At 65.1% G+C, this 17,678-nt stretch carries 16 protein-coding genes; 7 read left to right on the top strand and 9 right to left on the bottom strand.

Features of this window, described 5'->3' with window-relative positions:
- Window positions 1-73 precede the first annotated feature (73 nt).
- The 6 genes from IB236_RS23370 to IB236_RS23395 all read right to left on the bottom strand — a co-directional run bounded on the left by IB236_RS23370 (window position 74) and on the right by IB236_RS23395 (window position 5,634).
- Entirely contained in the window at window positions 74-1,078 is a 1,005-nt protein-coding gene (locus IB236_RS23370) for a transketolase family protein (RefSeq protein ID WP_192422391.1), read from the bottom strand.
- Entirely contained in the window at window positions 1,075-1,929 is an 855-nt protein-coding gene (locus IB236_RS23375; RefSeq protein ID WP_192422392.1) for a transketolase, read from the bottom strand. Before IB236_RS23375 ends, IB236_RS23370 begins: the two co-directional genes overlap by 4 nt.
- A gap of 36 nt (window positions 1,930-1,965) precedes the next feature.
- Window positions 1,966-3,225, bottom strand: coding sequence for a TRAP transporter large permease (locus IB236_RS23380; RefSeq protein WP_192422393.1), 1,260 nt, complete (start codon window positions 3,223-3,225; stop codon window positions 1,966-1,968).
- A gap of 29 nt (window positions 3,226-3,254) precedes the next feature.
- Window positions 3,255-3,770 carry a TRAP transporter small permease gene (locus IB236_RS23385; protein ID WP_192422394.1) on the bottom strand — a complete coding sequence of 172 codons (516 nt, stop codon included), beginning with the start codon at window positions 3,768-3,770 and terminating at the stop codon, window positions 3,255-3,257.
- 83 nt (window positions 3,771-3,853) lie between these two features.
- Window positions 3,854-4,840: a TRAP transporter substrate-binding protein gene (locus IB236_RS23390; RefSeq protein ID WP_192422395.1), complete on the bottom strand. Its 987-nt coding sequence runs from the start codon at window positions 4,838-4,840 to the stop codon at window positions 3,854-3,856.
- 44 nt (window positions 4,841-4,884) lie between these two features.
- Window positions 4,885-5,634, bottom strand: coding sequence for an SDR family NAD(P)-dependent oxidoreductase (locus IB236_RS23395; RefSeq protein WP_192422396.1), 750 nt, complete (start codon window positions 5,632-5,634; stop codon window positions 4,885-4,887).
- A 177-nt stretch (window positions 5,635-5,811) separates the two neighbouring features.
- On the opposite strand from IB236_RS23395, the gene IB236_RS23400 reads away from it, so the two are divergent.
- Entirely contained in the window at window positions 5,812-6,696 is an 885-nt protein-coding gene (locus tag IB236_RS23400; protein ID WP_192422397.1) for a LysR substrate-binding domain-containing protein, read from the top strand.
- A gap of 58 nt (window positions 6,697-6,754) precedes the next feature.
- Here IB236_RS23400 and zwf read toward each other — a convergent pair whose 3' ends face one another.
- Window positions 6,755-8,209 carry a glucose-6-phosphate dehydrogenase gene (gene zwf, locus IB236_RS23405; RefSeq protein ID WP_192422398.1) on the bottom strand — a complete coding sequence of 485 codons (1,455 nt, stop codon included), beginning with the start codon at window positions 8,207-8,209 and terminating at the stop codon, window positions 6,755-6,757.
- Between the two features lie 176 nt (window positions 8,210-8,385).
- Between zwf and pgi the strand changes: the two genes are divergently transcribed.
- The 3 genes from pgi to IB236_RS23420 all read left to right on the top strand — a co-directional run bounded on the left by pgi (window position 8,386) and on the right by IB236_RS23420 (window position 11,871).
- Window positions 8,386-9,954, top strand: coding sequence for a glucose-6-phosphate isomerase (pgi, locus tag IB236_RS23410; RefSeq protein WP_192422399.1), 1,569 nt, complete (start codon window positions 8,386-8,388; stop codon window positions 9,952-9,954).
- A gap of 113 nt (window positions 9,955-10,067) precedes the next feature.
- Window positions 10,068-11,309, top strand: a complete 1,242-nt coding sequence (locus IB236_RS23415) for an AGE family epimerase/isomerase (RefSeq protein ID WP_192422400.1) — start codon at window positions 10,068-10,070, stop codon at window positions 11,307-11,309.
- A 70-nt stretch (window positions 11,310-11,379) separates the two neighbouring features.
- Window positions 11,380-11,871: a GNAT family N-acetyltransferase gene (locus IB236_RS23420; protein ID WP_056744071.1), complete on the top strand. Its 492-nt coding sequence runs from the start codon at window positions 11,380-11,382 to the stop codon at window positions 11,869-11,871.
- A 48-nt stretch (window positions 11,872-11,919) separates the two neighbouring features.
- On the opposite strand, the gene IB236_RS23425 is transcribed toward IB236_RS23420, so the two are convergent.
- Window positions 11,920-12,849, bottom strand: a complete 930-nt coding sequence (locus tag IB236_RS23425; RefSeq protein ID WP_056744073.1) for an SMP-30/gluconolactonase/LRE family protein — start codon at window positions 12,847-12,849, stop codon at window positions 11,920-11,922.
- Between the two features lie 98 nt (window positions 12,850-12,947).
- Here IB236_RS23425 and edd point away from each other — a divergent pair, with 98 nt between their 5' ends.
- The 3 genes from edd to IB236_RS23440 all read left to right on the top strand — a co-directional run bounded on the left by edd (window position 12,948) and on the right by IB236_RS23440 (window position 15,893).
- The gene (edd, locus tag IB236_RS23430) at window positions 12,948-14,717 is read left to right on the top strand and encodes a phosphogluconate dehydratase (protein ID WP_192422401.1); all 1,770 of its coding nucleotides are present in this window, start codon (window positions 12,948-12,950) and stop codon (window positions 14,715-14,717) included.
- Window positions 14,708-15,364 (top strand): bifunctional 4-hydroxy-2-oxoglutarate aldolase/2-dehydro-3-deoxy-phosphogluconate aldolase, encoded by a 657-nt coding sequence (gene eda, locus IB236_RS23435; RefSeq protein WP_056058486.1) that lies wholly within the window; start codon window positions 14,708-14,710, stop codon window positions 15,362-15,364. The genes edd and eda overlap by 10 nt, the downstream gene beginning before the upstream one ends.
- 229 nt (window positions 15,365-15,593) lie before the next feature.
- Window positions 15,594-15,893 (top strand): DUF805 domain-containing protein, encoded by a 300-nt coding sequence (locus tag IB236_RS23440; protein ID WP_015012623.1) that lies wholly within the window; start codon window positions 15,594-15,596, stop codon window positions 15,891-15,893.
- 129 nt (window positions 15,894-16,022) lie between these two features.
- Here the strand turns inward: IB236_RS23440 and groL are convergent, their stop codons facing one another.
- Window positions 16,023-17,675, bottom strand: coding sequence for a chaperonin GroEL (groL, locus tag IB236_RS23445; protein ID WP_108498884.1), 1,653 nt, complete (start codon window positions 17,673-17,675; stop codon window positions 16,023-16,025).
- Window positions 17,676-17,678 lie beyond the last annotated feature (3 nt).

The raw sequence follows: 17,678 nt of genomic DNA on the forward strand, positions 1-17,678 counted from the left end.
GCACATCGCTGCAACGCTGCGCAGCCATTGCGCAGGCGCTAAAGGTGCGGACCTGCCTCCCAGGGCTTCAGTTTTATTTCAACCACGCCTTGACGCGCGCCGACAGTGCCTCGGTGCTGATGCCGTAGCGGTCGTGCAGCGTGGGCAGGGCCCCCGCATCCAGGTAGGCATCGGGCAGCCCCGCCAGGCAGAACCGCGCGGGCTGTACGCTGTTTTGCAGCAGCGCGCTGGCCACAGCCTCGCCCAGGCCGCCAACCACCGAATGGTTCTCCGCCACCACCACCAGGCGCGGTTTGCGCTGCACCTCGGCCAGGATGGTTGCTACATCGAGTGGCTTGATGGTGGGGCAGTGCAGCACGCCCACGCCGATGCGGTCGGCCTGCAGCGCCTTGGCCACCTCCAGCGCACGCATGGTCAGGAAGCCGCTGGAGATGATGAGCACCTCGTCGCCATCCACCAGGCGCTTGGCTTTGCCCAGTTCGAACTGGTAGTCGTACTCGTCCAGCACCAGAGGCACGTTGCCGCGCAGCAGGCGCATGTAGACGGGGCCGTTGTGGGCGGCCATCTGCGGCACGGCCTGCTCGATGTCGAGCGCATCGCAGGGGTCGATGATGGTCAGGCCCGGGATGCCACGCATCATGGCCAGGTCTTCGGTGGCCTGGTGGCTGGGGCCGTAGCCGGTGGTCAGGCCGGGCAGCGCGCAGCACATCTTCACGTTCAGGTTTTCTTCGGCGATCACCTGGTGAATGAAGTCGTACGCACGGCGCGTGCCGAACACGGCATAGGTGGTGGCAAAGGGAATCAGCCCTTCCTTGGCCATGCCGCCCGCCGCGCCCATCAGCAGCTGCTCGGCCATGCCCATCTGGTAGAAGCGCTCGGGGTAGGCCTGCGCAAACAGGTGCAGGTCGGTGTACTTGGCCAGGTCTGCGGTCATGCCCACGATCTCAGGGCGGGTGGCGGCCAGTTCGACCAGGGCCTTGCCAAACGGTGCGGCCTTGACGCGCTGCCCCTCACCCGCGATGGAGGCGATCATGGCGGAGGTGGTCAGGCGCGGTTTTTTCTCGGCGACGGTGTTCATACGGCGGCTCCTTCGGGTGCGTTCTGGTCGAGGATGGCGAGGGCCTGCTGCCACTCGGGCGGATCGACGCGGATGAAGTGGTTCTTGTCGCGCGTCTCCAGGAAGGGCACGCCCTTGCCCATGAGCGTGTTGAACAGGATCACGCGCGGCTTGGTTTCTTTCAGGTGGCGCGCGGTGTCGAAAGCGGCCAGCACGGCGGCCAAGTCGTTGCCGTCCACGCGCTGCACGTGCCAGCCGAACGCGGCCCACTTGTCGGCCAGCGGCTCGAAGCCCAGCACTTTGCTGCTGGGGCCGTCAGCTTGCTGGTTGTTGATGTCCACCAGGCAGATCAGGTTGTCGAGCTGGTGGTGGGTGGCCGACATGGCGGCCTCCCAGGTAGAGCCTTCGTCCAGCTCGCCGTCGCTCATAGAGTTGTAGACAAACGCGGGGTTCTTTTTCTGCTTCAGGCCCAGCGCCATGCCCACACCGATCACCAGGCCCTGGCCCAGCGAGCCGCCCGAGATTTCCATGCCCGGTGTGTATGTGGCCATGCCGCTCATGGGCAGGCGGCTGTCGTCGCTGCCGTAGGTTTCAAGTTCGTCCTGCGGGATCACGCCTGCTTCGATCAGCGCCGCGTAGTGGGCGATGGCGTAATGGCCGTGCGACAGCAGGAAGCGGTCCCGCCCCTCCCAGGTGGGGTCTTGGGGCTGCAGGTTCAGCGCGTGGCCGTAGGCCACGGCCAGCACATCGGCCCAGCCCAAGGCCTGGCCGATGTAGCCCTGGCCCTGAACCTCACCCATGCGAACGGCGTAGCGGCGGATGCGATGGGCGCACCGGGCCAGCGCCTGCAGTTTGTCTGCGGCGGAAGTCATGGAGTTCTCCTGTGTGAAAGCGGGGAAGAAAAGCGGTCAGCGAAGGATCGAGGCCGGCACGTAAGACACCAGCGCCAGCACCAGGAAGGCAACGAAGTAGAACGGCCCCAGCTCGCGCACCGTCTGGCCCACCTTGACCTTGGCCAGCGCGCTGGTGATGAACAGCGTGGTGCCCACGGGCGGGGTGTACAGGCCCACAGCCAGGTTCACCACCATCATGATTCCCAGCTGCACCGGGTCCATGCCAATGCTTTCGGCCAGGGGCAGGAACACCGGGGTCAGCAGCAACACGGCGGCGGGCAGGTCGATGAACATGCCGATGAACAGCATCAGCAGGTTCATGATCAGGATCACGATCCAGCCCTGGCTCACGTTCTGCTGGATCCAGTGGGCCACGCCCGTGGGCATCTGGTCGTAGGTCAGCAGCCAGCCGATGGCGGCAGAGGCCATGATCACCAGCAGCACCACGCCGGTCGCCAGGCCCGCATGCACCACGGCATCGTTCAGGCGCTTGAGCGACAGGTCGCGGTACACCACCACCGACACCGCAGCGGCGTACAGCGTGGACAACACGGCCACCTCGGTGGGTGTGGCAATGCCAAAGCGCAGGAACAACACGATCAGCACCGGCAGCAGCAGCGCGGGCGACGAGTACAGCAGGTGCACGCGGAATTCACTCCAGTTGATGGGGGTGGTGTCGCGTGGGAAGTTGCGGCGTTTGCCGACCCACCAGCACATGAACATAAAGCCCACGCACATCAGGATGCCGGGCAGGATGCCTGCGACAAACAGTGCCGCGATGGAGGCATTGGCCGTCAGGGCGAACAGAATCATCGGGATCGAGGGCGGGATCAGGATGTCGATGGTGGCCGCTGCAGCCAGCGTGGCGGCAGAAAAAGCGGGCGGATAGCCCAGGCGCTTGTGCCAGGGAATCAGCAGCGAGCCGATGGCCGAGGCATCGGCCACGGCCGAACCTGACACACCGCCGAACAGCGTGGACGACAGTACGCCCACCTGTGCGGGCCCGCCGTGAAAGCGACCGATCAGCGTGCTGAGCACGCCCACCAGCGCAGCCCCCAGGCGCCCGCCCATCATGAGCGAGCCGGTGAGCATGAAAAACGGGATCGCGATCAGCGGAAAGCTCTGCACCTGCGCCACCATCTGCTGCACCAGCAGGTCGAGCGGCACGCGGTCGGATGTGGCGGCGGCGGTCATGGCCGCGACCAGCAGCGCATGGGCGATGGGCATGGCCAGCACGGCCGCACCGAGAAAGACAAAAAGAATGAGGGCACTCATGGTGAGATCCTTGGCAGGGGGGGCGGGGCTTACCAGTGCGCCTCGGGCACGGCGGTCTCGGCATCGGGCGCGCTTGGCACCGGTGGCGTGGCCCAGGCGTTCCAGGCTGACTTGAGCGCCAGCAGCGCCAGCATCACCAGCCCACCCATCACGCAGCCATAGGTGAGCGACCCGGGCACCTGCAGGATGGGCGACTTCTCGTCGTGGACGATCTCCAGCATCTGAAAGGTGGCGCGGGCGAGCGTGCCGTACAGCGCTGCCACCACCAGCCAGCTGCCGATGGCCGCCCAGCGGCGCAGCGCGGGGGGCACGGCGTCCATCAGAAAGCTGGTGGTGATGTGGGCACCGTGCGCTGCCGCCAGCACCACGCCAGACATGACCAGCCACGGAAACAGCAACTCCGGCACCTCATTGGCCCACTGCAGGCTGGTGCCGGTGGCGTAGCGCAACACGGTGTTGGCCACCAGGATGATGAAGATGACGGACGTGCTGATCCACAGCAGCACTCGGCATAAGCCGACAACGGCCCATTCGATGAGGTTCATCGGAAGACTCCTTGGGCTGCAGGGCTGGGGCCCATGCAGCGGCTTCGGGGAAATGAGGACAGGCGCCGCAGCGCCCGGAGCGGTCAGCGCGCGGCGGCGATGACTTTCTTGAGGTACGGGCCGATGGGCGTGGTCAGCCACTTGGCGTCCACCGCAGCCGTGGCCTTAGCAAACGCGGCCTTGTCCACCGTGGTCACCTGCACGCCCTTGGCCTTGAGGTCGTCCAGCAGCTTGTCGTCGGCCTCTTGCGACATCTTGCGCTGCAGTGTCGTGGCCTCGGCAGCCGCTTCGGTCACGGCGTTACGGTCGGCGTCGGACAGGCGGTCCCAGGTGCGCTTGCTCATCAGGAACGGCGTCATCTGGAACATGTGGCTCGTCAGTGCCAGGTGCTTTTGCACTTCGTACAGCTTGCTGGCGTGGATGTTGACCAGCGGGTTCTCCTGCCCATCGACCACGCCCTGCTGCAGCGCTACGTACAGCTCGGCAAACTTGATCTGCTGTGCCTCGGCACCCAGCGCTTGCATGATGTCCACCAGCACTGCGTCAGGCGGGGTGCGCATCTTCAAGCCCTTCATGTCTTCGACCTTGGTGATGGGGCGTCTGCTGTTGGTCATGTGGCGGATGCCGTTGTCCCAATAGCCCAGCACCACCATGCCCTTGTCGGCCGACTTCTGTGCCAGCTCCTGGCCCAGTGGGCCGTCAAGCAGCTTGAAAGCCTGCGAGGGGGTGGAGAACATGAACGGCATGCCGTAGGCGGCGTACTCGGGCACGGCCACCGACACGGCGCCTTGCGAGTTCGCCGTCATGTCCAGCGCGCCGGTGCGCACGGCCGTGACCATGGCAGCGTCGTCGCCCAGCTGGGCGGATGGCGCCACCTGCACCTCGATGCGGCCTGCGGTCTTGGCCTTGAGGGTTTCAGCGAATTTGACAGCGGCCTCGTGGCGCGGATTGCCGGGGGCAGCGCCATGGCCCAGCGTGAGCTTCATGGTCTGCGCCTGCGCGAGCCCGGGCAGTGCCACCGCCAAAGCAGCGGCTGTCAGCAGGGTGCGGGTGAAGGTTTTGCGTTGCATGGTTTGTCTCCTGGTTTATGTTTGTTGAGAGGTCGTGAGGGCGGTCAGTGGATCAGCATGCCGCCGTTCACATCGAGCGTGATGCCGGTGCAATAAGTCGAAAGCGGGCTGGCGAGAAACACGCAGGCTCCGGCAATGTCATCGGCCCGGCCCAGGCGGGCGAGTGGAATGGTTTCCGCGATCTCGGCCTTTTTCTCTTCGGTCAGCTTGCCCTTGATGATGTCCGTGCCGATCAGGCCGGGGGTGATGCAGTTGACGCGGATGTTCTCGGGACCAAACTCGCGGGCCATGGCGCGGGCCAGGCCCAGCACACCTGCTTTGGCGGCCGAGTAGTGGGGCCCGCCAAGAATGCCGCCGCCGCGCTGGGCCGACACCGACGAGATGCAGATGATGGAGCCGCTTTGCTGCGCGCGCAGCGTGGGCAGCACAGCCTGGGACATGTACAGCGTGCCACGCAGGCTGACGTTGAGAATGCGGTCGTAGTCGGCGCCCGTGATCTCCAGCGTCTTGACGGGCTGGGTGATGCCCGCGTTGTTGACCAGCGTGTCGATGCGGCCGAAATGGGCATGCACCTGGGCGGCGGCGGCATCGCACGATGCCTTGTCGGTCACATCGGCCACCAGGCCCAGGTGGCCCTCGCCCAGCCGCGCGGCGGCGCCTGCGGGGTCGGCGGCTTCGAGGTCGAGGATGGCGACTTTGGCGCCTTGCTCGGCCATCAGGCGGGCGGTGGCAAACCCGAGGCCGTTAATACCCGCCCCACCGGTAATGATGGCAACCTGGTTCTTGAGCAGCATGTGTTTTGTCTCCTGTGGTGTGAAGGTGCAGGAGACTTGCACGCTGCCGGTGAGGGCGGCTGTCGAAGCGGTGTCTCCTGTTCTGGGAGCCGATTCTCAAAGCCGCTCAAGATGATGACAAGCGATGAATCATCAGCGTAAGATGACATTCCGTCATCTAACGTCAGGGTTCACCCCATGCCCACCTTGCCGCCCATTGCCAATCTGCAGGCCTTCGAGGCCGTGGCACGCCGCCGCAGCTTTGCACTGGCAGCGGCGGAGTTGAACCTCACGGCCTCGGCCATCAGTCACCAGGTTTCGCGACTGGAGGCACAGCTGGACATCCGCCTGTTCGAACGCAGCGCCCACGGGGTGCGCCTGAGCCCTGCGGGCGAGCATTACCTGATGCACGTGGGTGCAGCGCTCAACGCCATCGCCACGGCCACGGACGATCTGCGTCATGGCATCCGCAACAGCCTGTATGTGCACTCGGCACCCAGCATTGCCAGTCTGTGGCTCATGCCGCGCCTGCACCACTTTGCGCAGGCCTACCCGGAGATATCGCTCAATCTCTCGGCCGCTCACACACCCAGCGATTTCGCACTGGGCCAGGCCGACATCGACATCCGCTACGGCATTCCACAGTGGGGCGATCTGGTGGTGGAGCCGTTGTTTGAGGAAGCGATCGTGCCGCTGGCCAGCGCGGCCTTCATCAGGGCGCACAAGCTCAAACGCGCGGAGCAGTTGCTGGACCTGCCGCTGATCCAGAGCAATGTGAGCATCGTGCAGTGGTCGGACTGGTTTGGCCGGTTCACCAAACTGCGGGCGCCCGATCGTTTCTCCCTGCGGTTTGACCGCGCCCAGATGTCGCTGGATGCCGCCACACAGGGCCTGGGCGTGGCTTTGGAGAGCGCCGTCAACGCAGGCGGGCACTTGGCTGATGGCCGACTGAAGGCCCCGTTCGGCATGGACCAGGCTGTGCGGGTGAAGGCGCATTTCGCCGTGTACCCCGAGCGGCACGCCAAGCGCCCGGCGGTGGAGGCGTTTTTGTCGTGGCTGCACAGCGAGGCTGCGCAGACCTAAGAAAACAAGGCCCGGCGGCCGCGGCTGCGAAGGTCTGCAGCCGCCGGACGCGAGGCTCTCACATCTCCTCGCTCCAGCAATACCCGTCGCGCGCAATCATCGCGCTGGCCGCACGCGGGCCCCAGCTGCCTGCGGGGTAGGGTCGGGGGCCTGCCGGGTCGTTCTTCCAATACTGCAGGATGGGCTCCACCCAGCGCCAGGCCTCTTCCTGCTCGTCGCTGCGCACAAACAGGTTCAGGCGGCCGGCGATCACATCGAGGAGCAGGCGCTCGTAGGCGCCCACGCGTTCGGTGCCAAAGCGCTGGTCAAAGTCCAGGTTCAGGTGCACTTGCGACAGGGCGGGCTCGGTCTGGTGCTGGGCCGCGCCCTGGGCCATCAGGTGCAGCTCCAGCCCGTCCTTGGGCTGCAGGTTGATCACCAGGCGGTTGGCGGCGCCTGCGGGCGTCTTGAAAATGGGGTGGGGCACTGGGCGGAAGTTGATGACGATGTGCGCATCGCGTCCCGCCAGCCGCTTGCCGGTGCGGATGTAGAACGGCACACCGGCCCAGCGCCAGTTGCTGATCTCGGTGCGCAGCGCCACAAAGGTTTCGGTGGTGCTGCTGGCGGCCACGCCTTTCTCTTGCACGTAGCCGGGCACGGGCTGGCCCTGGTGGTTGCCGGCTGCGTACTGCCCACGGATCACGTGCTGGCCGATGGTCTCCAGCGTCCAGGGCTTGAGCGACTGCAGCACCTTGAGCTTTTCGTCGCGGATCGCGTTGGCGCTGGAGTTGATGGGGGGCTCCATGCCGATCGCGCACAGCAGCTGCAGCGCGTGGTTCTGCACCATGTCGCGCAGTGCGCCGGTCTGGTCGTAGAACGCGCCGCGCGACTCCACACCCAGCTCCTCGGCAATCGTGATCTGGATGTTGGCAATGGTTTCGCGGCGCCACAGGGGCTCGAACAGCGCGTTGCCAAAACGCAGCGCAAACAGGTTCTGCACCGAGGGCTTGCCCAGGTAGTGGTCGATGCGAAAGACCTGCTCTTCTTTCAGCACACGGCGCAGCGTGTCGTTGATGGCGCGGTTGGACTGCAGGTCGTGGCCCAGGGGTTTTTCCAGCACCACGCGGGTGGTGGGGCCGTTCAGGCCCACGGCGGCGATCTGCTCACACACATTGGTGAACAGGCTGGGCGCAGTGGCCACATACATCACCACCGAGTCGGCTCCGCGCGCCTTCAGCGTCTCGGCCAGGCGCTCGTAGTCCTGGGTTTTGGACAAGTCCATGCGCAGGTAGTGCAGCAGCGCGGCGAAGCGTGCAAACTCGTCCGGGCTGGGGCGCTTGGCCAGCTCCACGCTGTCGAACCGAGACTGGATCAGGCTGCGGTATTGTTCGTCGCTCAGGTCATCACGTGCCACCGCGATGATGCGTCCCCCCTCAGGCAGCGTGCCATGCCGAAAGGCCTGAAACAATGCGGGCATGAGCTTGCGCCAGGCGAGGTCGCCGGTGCCGCCGAACAGGACGAGGTCAAAACTCATGGTGTCTCCGTGATGGGGTGGTTCGTTTTGTTGCGTGGGATTGTAATCACGTTACATGATTTTCTAAAGAGGAGTGCCTTGTATCTACCGCTTGTAACCCAAAAGAACCTGTTAATAGGCCACTTTGTCGTGTAATCAAGTTACTATCTCGGCGCTTTTTTCACCTTACCCGTTTGATGACCATGCCTCTCCGTTGCGACCAGTCTGCGCTGTGGCCCCAGTTGGCCGCCCACTACGCCTCCCACGGCCAGCACCTGGACATGCGCCAGGCGTTTGCGCAGGATGCCCAGCGGTTTGCAGCCTTCAGCCAGTCGGCTCCGCATGTGTTTGCTGACCTGTCCAAGAACCTGTGGGACCGCGATACCGAAGCCCTGCTGCTGGATCTGGCCCGCGACTGCGGCCTGGTGCAACACCGCGATGCGATGTTTGCAGGCGAGGCCATCAACACCACTGAAAACCGCGCCGTGCTGCACACGCTGCTGCGCCGCCCTGCAGGCTTGGCCCTGCCCGGTGATGTGCCCGAGACCGCACAGCGCCTGGCCGACGTGCACCACACGCTTGATGCGATGCTGCAGTACGCCGAGCAGGTGCGCAGCGATGTTGCCATCACCGACGTGGTGAACATTGGCATCGGCGGGTCGGACCTGGGCCCGCACATGGCCGTGCGCGCGCTCGAAGAGTTCCGCATCCACAGCAAGCGCTTTCACTTTGTGTCGAACGTGGACGGGCACGAGCTGCACCACGTGCTCAAGGGCCTGCGGCCCGAGAGCACGCTGTTCCTGGTCGCGTCCAAGACCTTCACCACGGCCGAGACCATGACCAACGCGCGCTCGGCCCTGGCGTGGTTTGGTGCCCAGGGCGGGCGCGATGTGGCCCGCCACTTTGCGGCGCTTACCACCAACATCGAGGCCGCAGCGGCCCTCGGCATCACCACCACCTTCGGCTTCTGGGACTGGGTGGGCGGCCGCTACTCGCTGTGGTCGGCCATTGGCCTGCCGATTGCCATCGCGATCGGTGCCCAAGGCTTCCGAGATTTCCTTGCGGGTGCACATGCCATGGACGAGCATTTCCGCACCGCACCGCTGGCGCAGAACCTGCCGGTGCGCCTGGGTCTGCTCGATGTCTGGTACCGCAATTTCCACGGCTTCACCAGCCGCTGCATCGCGCCGTATCACGCCGCGCTGGGGCGCTATTCGGCCTACCTGCAGCAGCTGGAGATGGAAAGCAACGGCAAGCGCGTGGCGCAAGACGGCAGCACGCTGGCTTGCGTCACATCGCCCGTGCTGTGGGGCGAGCCCGGCACCAACGGCCAGCATGCGTTCTTCCAGATGCTGCACCAGGGCGCCGATGTGCTGCCGCTGGAGATCGTGGCCGTGCGCAAGGCCTCGCACCCGCTGCCCGGCCACCAGCAAAAGCTGCTGGCCAACGCCCTGGCGCAGACGCAGGCGCTGATGGTGGGCAAGGCCAGCGACGACGGCCACCGGCATTTTCCGGGCAACCGCCCCAGCACGCTCATGCTGCTCGAATCACTCACCCCCACATCGCTGGGCGCGCTGATTGCACTGCAGGAGCACCGCGTGTTTGTGAGCGGCAGCCTGTGGGGCATCAACAGCTTTGACCAGTGGGGCGTAGAACTGGGCAAGGTGCTGGCCAAGGACCTGGAGGCCCGGCTGGAGAGCGGTGATGTGGCGGGGCTCGATGGCTCCACCGCTGGCCTGCTGGGCTTGCTGCGCAGCCCTGCCTGACCTTCACGGCACATCAAAGTCCTCGGGGTCGCTCTGGCGGAAGACCGGGCGCCCTGCCGGCAGAAGCCGGCACAGTTTCTGGTCGATAGCTAACGCATCAGGAGACACTCCCCATGGCGATTCCGCCCTATCCGGACTTCCGCTCCGATGCCTTTTTGCGCCAGCATCTGCGTGACACCATGGCGTTCTACGCCCCCGTGGCCACGGACGCGAGCGGTGGCCAGTACCACTTCTTTCTGGACGATGGCACGGTCTACAACGCCTACTCCCGCCATCTCGTCAGCGCCACCCGTTTTGTGGTCACGCACGCCATGCTCTACCGCACCACGGGGGAGGCGCGTTATCAGGCGGGCATGCGGCATGCGCTCACGTTTCTGCGCACCGCATTTCTCGATCCGGCCACAGGCGGCTACGTCTGGCTGATCGACTGGCAGGATGGCCGCACCACCGTGCAAGACGCCACGCGCCACTGCTACGGCATGGCCTTTGTGATGCTGGCGTATGCCCGCGCTTACGAGGCCGGAGTGCCCGAGGCCCGCGCTTGGCTGGCTGAGGCTTTTGAAACTGCCGAACAGCACTTCTGGCAGCCCGCCGCAGGCCTGTATGCCGACGAGGCCAGCCCTGATTGGCAACTGACGGTCTACCGAGGCCAGAACGCCAACATGCACGCCTGCGAGGCCATGATCTCCGCCTTCCGTGCCACGGGCGAGCGCCGCTACGTCGAGCGCGCCGAGCAGCTCGCACAAGGCATCTGCCAGCGGCAGGCCGCGTTGTCCACCCGCGCCCTTGCGCCCGCTGCCGAAGGTTGGGTGTGGGAGCACTTCCATGCCGACTGGTCCGTGGACTGGGACTACAACCGCCATGACCGCAGCAACATCTTCCGCCCCTGGGGCTACCAGATCGGCCACCAGACCGAATGGGCCAAGCTGCTGCTGCAACTCGACGCCTTGCTGCCCGCCGAATGGCACCTGCCGTGTGCGCAGCGCCTGTTCGATACCGCTGTGGAGCGGGGCTGGGATGCCGAACACGGCGGCCTGTACTACGGCATGGCGCCCGACGGCAGTATCTGCGACGACGGCAAATACCACTGGGTGCAGGCCGAGAGCATGGCGGCTGCAGCGGTGCTTGCTGTTCGCACGGGGGATGCGCGCTACTGGCAGTGGTACGACCGCATCTGGACCTACTGCTGGGCCCACTTTGTGGACCACGAACATGGCGCGTGGTTTCGCATCCTGCACCGCAACAACCGCAACACCACCCGCGAGAAGAGCAACGCGGGGAAGGTGGACTATCACAACATGGGGGCGTGTTATGACGTGCTGGGAGCGCTGGGGCTGGGGGCTGAGAAGGGCTGACCGGCAGCGAGTCGCCCTGACGACGTAAGCTCACCCCATCGGAACCATCCGGTCCAGCAGGAGAGGAAACATGGAAGTCGGTTTGCTGACCCCGGCGCAACAGGAGCAGATGGTGGACTTGCTGCTTGCGCTGCATGATCACTACCACCCGGGCCGTGCGCTCGACCGGGTCCTTGTGCGCAACCACCTGTTGGACAACCTGTGCGGACCCCACTCTCAGATTCGACTGGTGACGGCAGAACTCGGCGGCGAGTTGTTGGGGTTTGCCGCCATTTACCTGGTGTATTCGTTGGTGGAGCCCGAGCCCGCCCACCAGCGGCAGTGTGTACTCAAAGAGCTGTTTGTTTCTCCGCACCATCGGAGCCAAGGTATTGGCTTGGCTTTGATGCAATGGGTGGCGCGATACGCGCTGGACAACGGCTGTGGCCGCATCGACTGGTCGGTCAAGTCGTCCAACGCCCGGGGCATTGCGTTTTACGAGAGCCTGAGTGCAAGGTTGGTCAGTGACCGCCTCAGCTATCGGATCGTGCGCGAGGAGATCGGCGCGTTGGCGGGCTGGTGATGGAGCGCTGGCCTTTGTGTCCCACTGTGACCAGTTGCTCGTCGCTTTTCACACCTTGAAGAAATTCACCGGCAGCCCCGCCACTTCCACGTGCATGCTGAACAGCGACCCTGCTGCAACCGCTGCCTGCTGTTCTTGAAGAGGCCTTCCCGCCCGCGCCGATGTAATGAACAGCGTGTGCAGATCCTCCCCCCCAAAACACACCATGGTCGGGCACTGCACCGGCACCGCAATGCGCTGCAGCACCTCACCTGCTGGCGAGAGTTGCAACACACAAGCGCCTTCGTACATCGCCACCCAGTAGTTGCCTTCCACATCCACCGCCGCGCCATCGGGCCGCCCACCGTACGGCTGGCCGTCCACCTTGCGGTCAAACTGCACCCAGGGGCGGCGGTTGGTGATATCGCCCGTGGCCACGTCAAAGTCGAACTGGTCGATGCGGTGCTCGGGCGTATTCGACCAGTACATCGTGCGGTTGTCGGGGCTGAAGGCCAGGCCGTTGGCGGTGAAGTTATCGCCTGCCATGTGGCGCACGCGGTAGCCTGTGGCGCTGGCCGGGTAGGCCTGCAGGCACCACAGGGCCGCATTCGGTGCGGTGCGGGGCGTGATGACCGAGCCCGCCCAGAAACGGCCTGCGGTGTCGCAGCGGCCGTCGTTCAGGCGCAGGACCGTGGTGTCATGCTGCTCGGGCGGCAGCAGGGCCAGGCAGCTGAGGGCGGTAGGGTCTGCGCTGTCCTTGGCTGTATCCAGAAGATAGAAACCGTTTCGTAACCCGATTACCAATCGCCCATCGGTCGCAGGCGCGCAGCAGCCGGGCTCGCTGGGCATGCGCCACTGCCGGTGGTGGCCGCTGTCAGGATGCCATGCGTGCACCGATTGTCCCTGAATGTCACACCAGTAAAGGGATTTTTCCGTGGGGTGCCAGAAGGGGGATTCACCCAGTTCGGACGGCGGCAAGGGCAAGGTTTGCAGGGACATGGGTTGAATTGGGGTGGTTATCGAGTTACATTCTAGGGCCTCAGATAACGACCCTGGCGCAATGCACGGGGTCCTGCCACCCACCGATGGAGACTTCCATGCACCCAGTTGTAGCGCGCGTGACCGAGCGCATTGTCCAGCGCAGCGCAGACACCCGCGGCGCCTACCTAGCCGGCGTTGACGCCATGATCGCCCGCAAGCCCGCACAAGACCGCATGGGCTGTGCGAACCTGGCCCACGCCTACGCGGCATTGCCGGGATCGGACAAGTTCAAGGTCACGGTCGAGAAGGCGCCCAACATCGGCATCGTCACGGCCTACAACGACATGCTCTCGGCGCACCAGCCGTACCAGGGCTACCCCGCTATCCTGCGTGATGAGGCCGCCCAGCTCGGTGCCACGGTGCAAGTGGCCGGTGGCGTGCCCGCCATGTGCGATGGTGTGACGCAGGGTACGCCCGGCATGGAGCTGTCGCTGTTCTCCCGCGATGCCATTGCCATGGCCACTGCGGTAGCGCTGTCCCACGATGTGTTCGATGGTGCACTGCTGCTGGGCGTGTGCGACAAGATCGTGCCCGGCCTGCTGATCGGCGCGCTGCACTACGGGCATCTGCCCTGCGTGTTTGTGCCCGCAGGCCCCATGGGCACAGGCCTGTCGAACAAGGAAAAATCCAAGGTGCGCGAGCAGTACACACAAGGCCTGGTGGGCCGTGACGAACTGCTCAAGGCCGAATCGGCCGCGTACCACAGCCCTGGCACCTGCACGTTCTATGGCACGGCCAACAGCAACCAGATGCTGCTCGAAGCCATGGGCCTGCATGTGCCCGGTGCAGCGTTCGAGTCGCCCGGCACCGAGGCGCGCGAGGCCTTCACGCGCCAGGCGCTGCGCACGGTGCTCGACATCGGCAAGCGGGGCAACCGCTTCACCCCCATCGGCAAGCTGGTGGACGAGCGCTGCATCGTCAACGCCATGGTGGCCCTGCTGGCCACGGGCGGCTCCACCAACCACCTGATCCACTGGGTGGCGATTGCGCGCAGCGCGGGCATCCTGATCGACTGGACGGACTTTGACGAACTCTCGTCGGTGGTGCCCCTGCTGGCCCGCGTGTACCCCAATGGCGACGCCGATGTGAACCAGTTCCAGGCGGCGGGCGGCCCGCCCTGGATCCTGCGCGAGCTGCTGGCGGGTGGCTTGATGCACCCTGATGTGATGAGCGTGAACGCGGGCGGCATTGCCGATGGCGGCAAGAGCGCACCGGCCGTGTCGGGCGACACCTCGGTGCTGCGGTCCGTGAGCGAACCCTTCTCACCCACCGGCGGGTTGCGCCTGCTGCAAGGCCGCCTGGGCCGCGCGGTGATCAAGGTGTCGGCCGTGCCCGAAGATCGCCACATCGTCCAAGCCCCAGCGCGAGTTTTTGACTCGCAAGAAGCCCTGCTCGCAGCCTTCAGCGCGGGCGAGGTGAACCAGGACATGGTGGCCGTGGTGCGCTTTCAGGGCCCGCAGGCCAACGGCATGCCAGAGCTGCACAAGCTCACGCCCCCGCTGGCGGTTCTGCAGAACCAGGGCTTCCAGGTGGCGCTGGTCACCGACGGCCGCATGAGCGGCGCCTCCGGCCGCGTACCGGCCGCGATCCACGTCACGCCCGAGGCCCTGGCCGGTGGCCCTCTGGCCAAGGTGCGTGATGGCGACATCGTGCGGGTGGATGCGGTGGCTGGCACGCTCGATGTGCTGGTGGACGACGCCGAGTGGGCCGCACGCGCCCCACAGCCCTGCAGCGCCCCATCACCCATCGGCTTCGGCCGCGAACTCTTCACCAACTTTCGCCGCCACGCAGGCGGTGCCGAACAAGGAGCCTGTACATGGCTGTAACCCCTGCTTCCGCCCCCATGAATCCCCTCGACATCGCCAGCCATGGCCCGGTCATCCCGGTCATCGTGATCGACCGCGTGGAAGACGCGCTGCCCCTGGCCGAGGCCTTGCTGGCCGGTGGCGTGAAGGTGCTGGAGGTGACGCTCCGCACCGCTGCCGGTCTGCCCGCCATCGAAACCATCGCCCGCCATCTGCCCGAAGCTGTGGTGGGTGTGGGCACGGTGCTCAACGCCGATGACGCGCGCCGCGCGAGCGAAGCCGGTGCGCGGTTTGCCGTGAGCCCCGGCTACACCTCGGCCGTGGGCAGCGCCTGCAAGGGCCTGAACCTGCCACTGCTGCCCGGTGTGGCCACGTCCAGCGAGATCATGGCGGCGCTGGCCGATGGGTTCTCGTTTCTCAAGCTCTTCCCGGCCGAGGCCGTGGGCGGCATCCCGCTGCTGAAGTCCTGGGCCAGCCCGTTTGGCCAGGTGAGCTTTTGCCCCACGGGTGGCATCACCAACGCCACTGCCTCCAACTACCTGGCACTGCCCAATGTGCGCTGCGTGGGCGGCTCATGGCTTACGCCCACCGATGCGGTGCGCGCGGGCGACTGGGCCCGCATCACCCAGCTGGCGCGCGACACCCAGGCATTGCGCAAGGCGGCTTGAGGGGCTCTGGGCGCTGGGTTGGCAGCCAAAAGCGCCTGGTGCGCTAGTGCAATATGCACTGACAGCTATAAAAATGAGAGCAAGGGAGACGCTGACACCGTGGCGCCAGCGGTACGGTGTCTCCGCTGCGCGCGCCGAGCTGGCTGGACTTGTCGCAGCGCCCCTCTATCATGGCCACGCGGGGATACCCCGTGACCGAGCAACGATTGTTCAAGAGAGGGAATTCGCTATGGATTTTGTTTCGGCTGTCAAAAGCTGCTTCGCGCAGTACGCAGGGTTTTCGGGCCGTGCACCACGCTCCGAGTTCTGGTGGTTTGCGCTGTTCCAGCTCGGGGTGCTGGTGATTGCCACCATGATCAGCCAGGTGCTGTATGGCATTGCCGCGCTGGCCCTGCTGTTGCCCGCGCTGGCCGTGGGGGCTCGCCGCTTGCACGATATTGGCCGCTCCGGCTGGTGGCAGCTGCTGTCCCTCACCGGTATCGGCACCCTGGTGCTGATCTACTGGTGGGTGCAACCCAGCGGGGAGTAAACCCATGGCAGGCCAGTGTCCCGAGTTGGCCCCATAGAAAAAACAAAAGCCCGCAGACCGTAAGGCCTGCGGGCTTTTGTGTAGTGGGCTGCGCAGTCAGCACGGGGCTGCTGCGCAGGGGTCAGGCACTTACATGCCCATGCCGCCCATGCCACCCATGCCGCCCATGTCGGGCATGCCGCCGCCGGCTGGGGCGTCATCCTTCGGTGCTTCTGCAACCATGGCTTCGGTCGTCAGCAGCAGCGATGCCACGGAGGCAGCGTTTTGCAGAGCGGTGCGGGTGACCTTCGTGGGGTCCAGAATGCCCAGTTCGAGCATGTCGCCGTAGGTGTCGTTGGCAGCGTTGAAGCCAAAGTTGCCCTTGCCAGCCAACACTGCGTTCACCACCACCGAGGCTTCGCCACCGGCGTTGTTCACGATTTCGCGCAGAGGAGCTTCCACAGCCTTCAGCACCAGCTTGATACCGGCGTCCTGGTCAGCGTTGTCGCCCTTGATCGAGTCGCCCACAGCTTGCTTGGCACGCAGCAGAGCCACGCCGCCGCCAGCCACAACGCCTTCTTCCACAGCTGCACGGGTAGCGTGCAGTGCGTCTTCCACGCGGGCCTTCTTTTCCTTCATTTCGACTTCGGTGGCAGCGCCCACCTTGATCACGGCCACGCCGCCAGCCAGCTTGGCCACGCGCTCTTGCAGCTTTTCGCGGTCGTAGTCGGACGTGGCTTCTTCGATCTGCACGCGCACTTGCTTGACGCGGGCTTCGATGTCAGCGGCAGCGCCAGCGCCGTCGATGATGATGGTGTTTTCCTTGCCCACTTCGATGCGCTTGGCTTGGCCCAGGTCGGCCAGGGTGACCTTTTCCAGGGTCAGACCGACTTCTTCAGCGATGACCTTGCCGCCCGTCAGGATGGCGATGTCTTCCAGCATGGCCTTGCGGCGGTCGCCGAAGCCAGGGGCCTTCACAGCCACAACCTTCAGGATGCCGCGGATCGTGTTGACCACCAGCGTAGCCAGGGCTTCGCCTTCGACTTCTTCGGCAATGATCAGCAGGGGACGGCCAGCCTTGGCAACTTGCTCCAGCGTAGGCAGCAGGTCGCGGATGTTGCTGATCTTCTTGTCGAACAGCAGCACGAAGGGGTTGTCCAGAATCGCGGATTGCTTTTCGGGGTTGTTGATGAAGTAGGGCGACAGGTAGCCGCGGTCAAACTGCATGCCTTCCACGACGTCCAGTTCGCTGTCCAGCGACTTGCCGTCTTCCACGGTGATCACGCCTTCCTTGCCAACCTTGTCCATGGCGTCAGCGATCAGCTTGCCGATGGTTTCGTCGGAGTTGGCGGAGATCGAACCCACTTGGGCGATTTCCTTGGAGGTGGTGGTGGGCTTGGAAGCCTTCTTCAGCTCGGCGACCAGGGCCGTCACAGCCTTGTCAATACCGCGCTTCAGGTCCATCGGGTTGATGCCGGCGGCCACGTACTTGAAGCCTTCGCGCACGATGGCTTGTGCCAGCACCGTAGCGGTGGTGGTGCCGTCACCAGCGTTGTCGCTGGTCTTGGAGGCCACTTCCTTCACGAGCTGGGCGCCCATGTTCTGCAGCTTGTCCTTGAGTTCGATTTCCTTGGCCACGGACACACCGTCCTTGGTCACGGTGGGGGCGCCGAACGAGCGCTCCAGCACCACATTGCGACCCTTGGGGCCCAGGGTCACCTTGACCGCGTTGGCCAGGATGTTCACGCCTTCAACCATGCGTGCGCGGGCTTCGCCGCCGAAAACTACGTCTTTTGCTGCCATTTT

Origin of the sequence: Acidovorax sp. ACV02 (genome assembly GCF_014851475.1) — a bacterium.
Taxonomy (GTDB): Bacteria; Pseudomonadota; Gammaproteobacteria; order Burkholderiales; family Burkholderiaceae_C; genus Acidovorax; species Acidovorax delafieldii.

Bases quoted from the DNA above. Each gene is read 5' to 3' on its own strand.
- IB236_RS23370 (WP_192422391.1), bottom strand. From the start codon at position 1,078: ATGAACACCGTCGCCGAGAAAAAACCGCGCCTGACCACCTCCGCCATG.
- IB236_RS23375 (WP_192422392.1), bottom strand. From the start codon at position 1,929: ATGACTTCCGCCGCAGACAAACTGCAGGCGCTGGCCCGGTGCGCCCAT.
- IB236_RS23380 (WP_192422393.1), bottom strand. From the start codon at position 3,225: ATGAGTGCCCTCATTCTTTTTGTCTTTCTCGGTGCGGCCGTGCTGGCC.
- IB236_RS23385 (WP_192422394.1), bottom strand. From the start codon at position 3,770: ATGAACCTCATCGAATGGGCCGTTGTCGGCTTATGCCGAGTGCTGCTG.
- IB236_RS23390 (WP_192422395.1), bottom strand. From the start codon at position 4,840: ATGCAACGCAAAACCTTCACCCGCACCCTGCTGACAGCCGCTGCTTTG.
- IB236_RS23395 (WP_192422396.1), bottom strand. From the start codon at position 5,634: ATGCTGCTCAAGAACCAGGTTGCCATCATTACCGGTGGGGCGGGTATT.
- IB236_RS23400 (WP_192422397.1), top strand. From the start codon at position 5,812: ATGCCCACCTTGCCGCCCATTGCCAATCTGCAGGCCTTCGAGGCCGTG.
- zwf (WP_192422398.1), bottom strand. From the start codon at position 8,209: ATGAGTTTTGACCTCGTCCTGTTCGGCGGCACCGGCGACCTCGCCTGG.
- pgi (WP_192422399.1), top strand. From the start codon at position 8,386: ATGACCATGCCTCTCCGTTGCGACCAGTCTGCGCTGTGGCCCCAGTTG.
- IB236_RS23415 (WP_192422400.1), top strand. From the start codon at position 10,068: ATGGCGATTCCGCCCTATCCGGACTTCCGCTCCGATGCCTTTTTGCGC.
- IB236_RS23420 (WP_056744071.1), top strand. From the start codon at position 11,380: ATGGAAGTCGGTTTGCTGACCCCGGCGCAACAGGAGCAGATGGTGGAC.
- IB236_RS23425 (WP_056744073.1), bottom strand. From the start codon at position 12,849: ATGTCCCTGCAAACCTTGCCCTTGCCGCCGTCCGAACTGGGTGAATCC.
- edd (WP_192422401.1), top strand. From the start codon at position 12,948: ATGCACCCAGTTGTAGCGCGCGTGACCGAGCGCATTGTCCAGCGCAGC.
- eda (WP_056058486.1), top strand. From the start codon at position 14,708: ATGGCTGTAACCCCTGCTTCCGCCCCCATGAATCCCCTCGACATCGCC.
- IB236_RS23440 (WP_015012623.1), top strand. From the start codon at position 15,594: ATGGATTTTGTTTCGGCTGTCAAAAGCTGCTTCGCGCAGTACGCAGGG.
- groL (WP_108498884.1), bottom strand. From the start codon at position 17,675: ATGGCAGCAAAAGACGTAGTTTTCGGCGGCGAAGCCCGCGCACGCATG.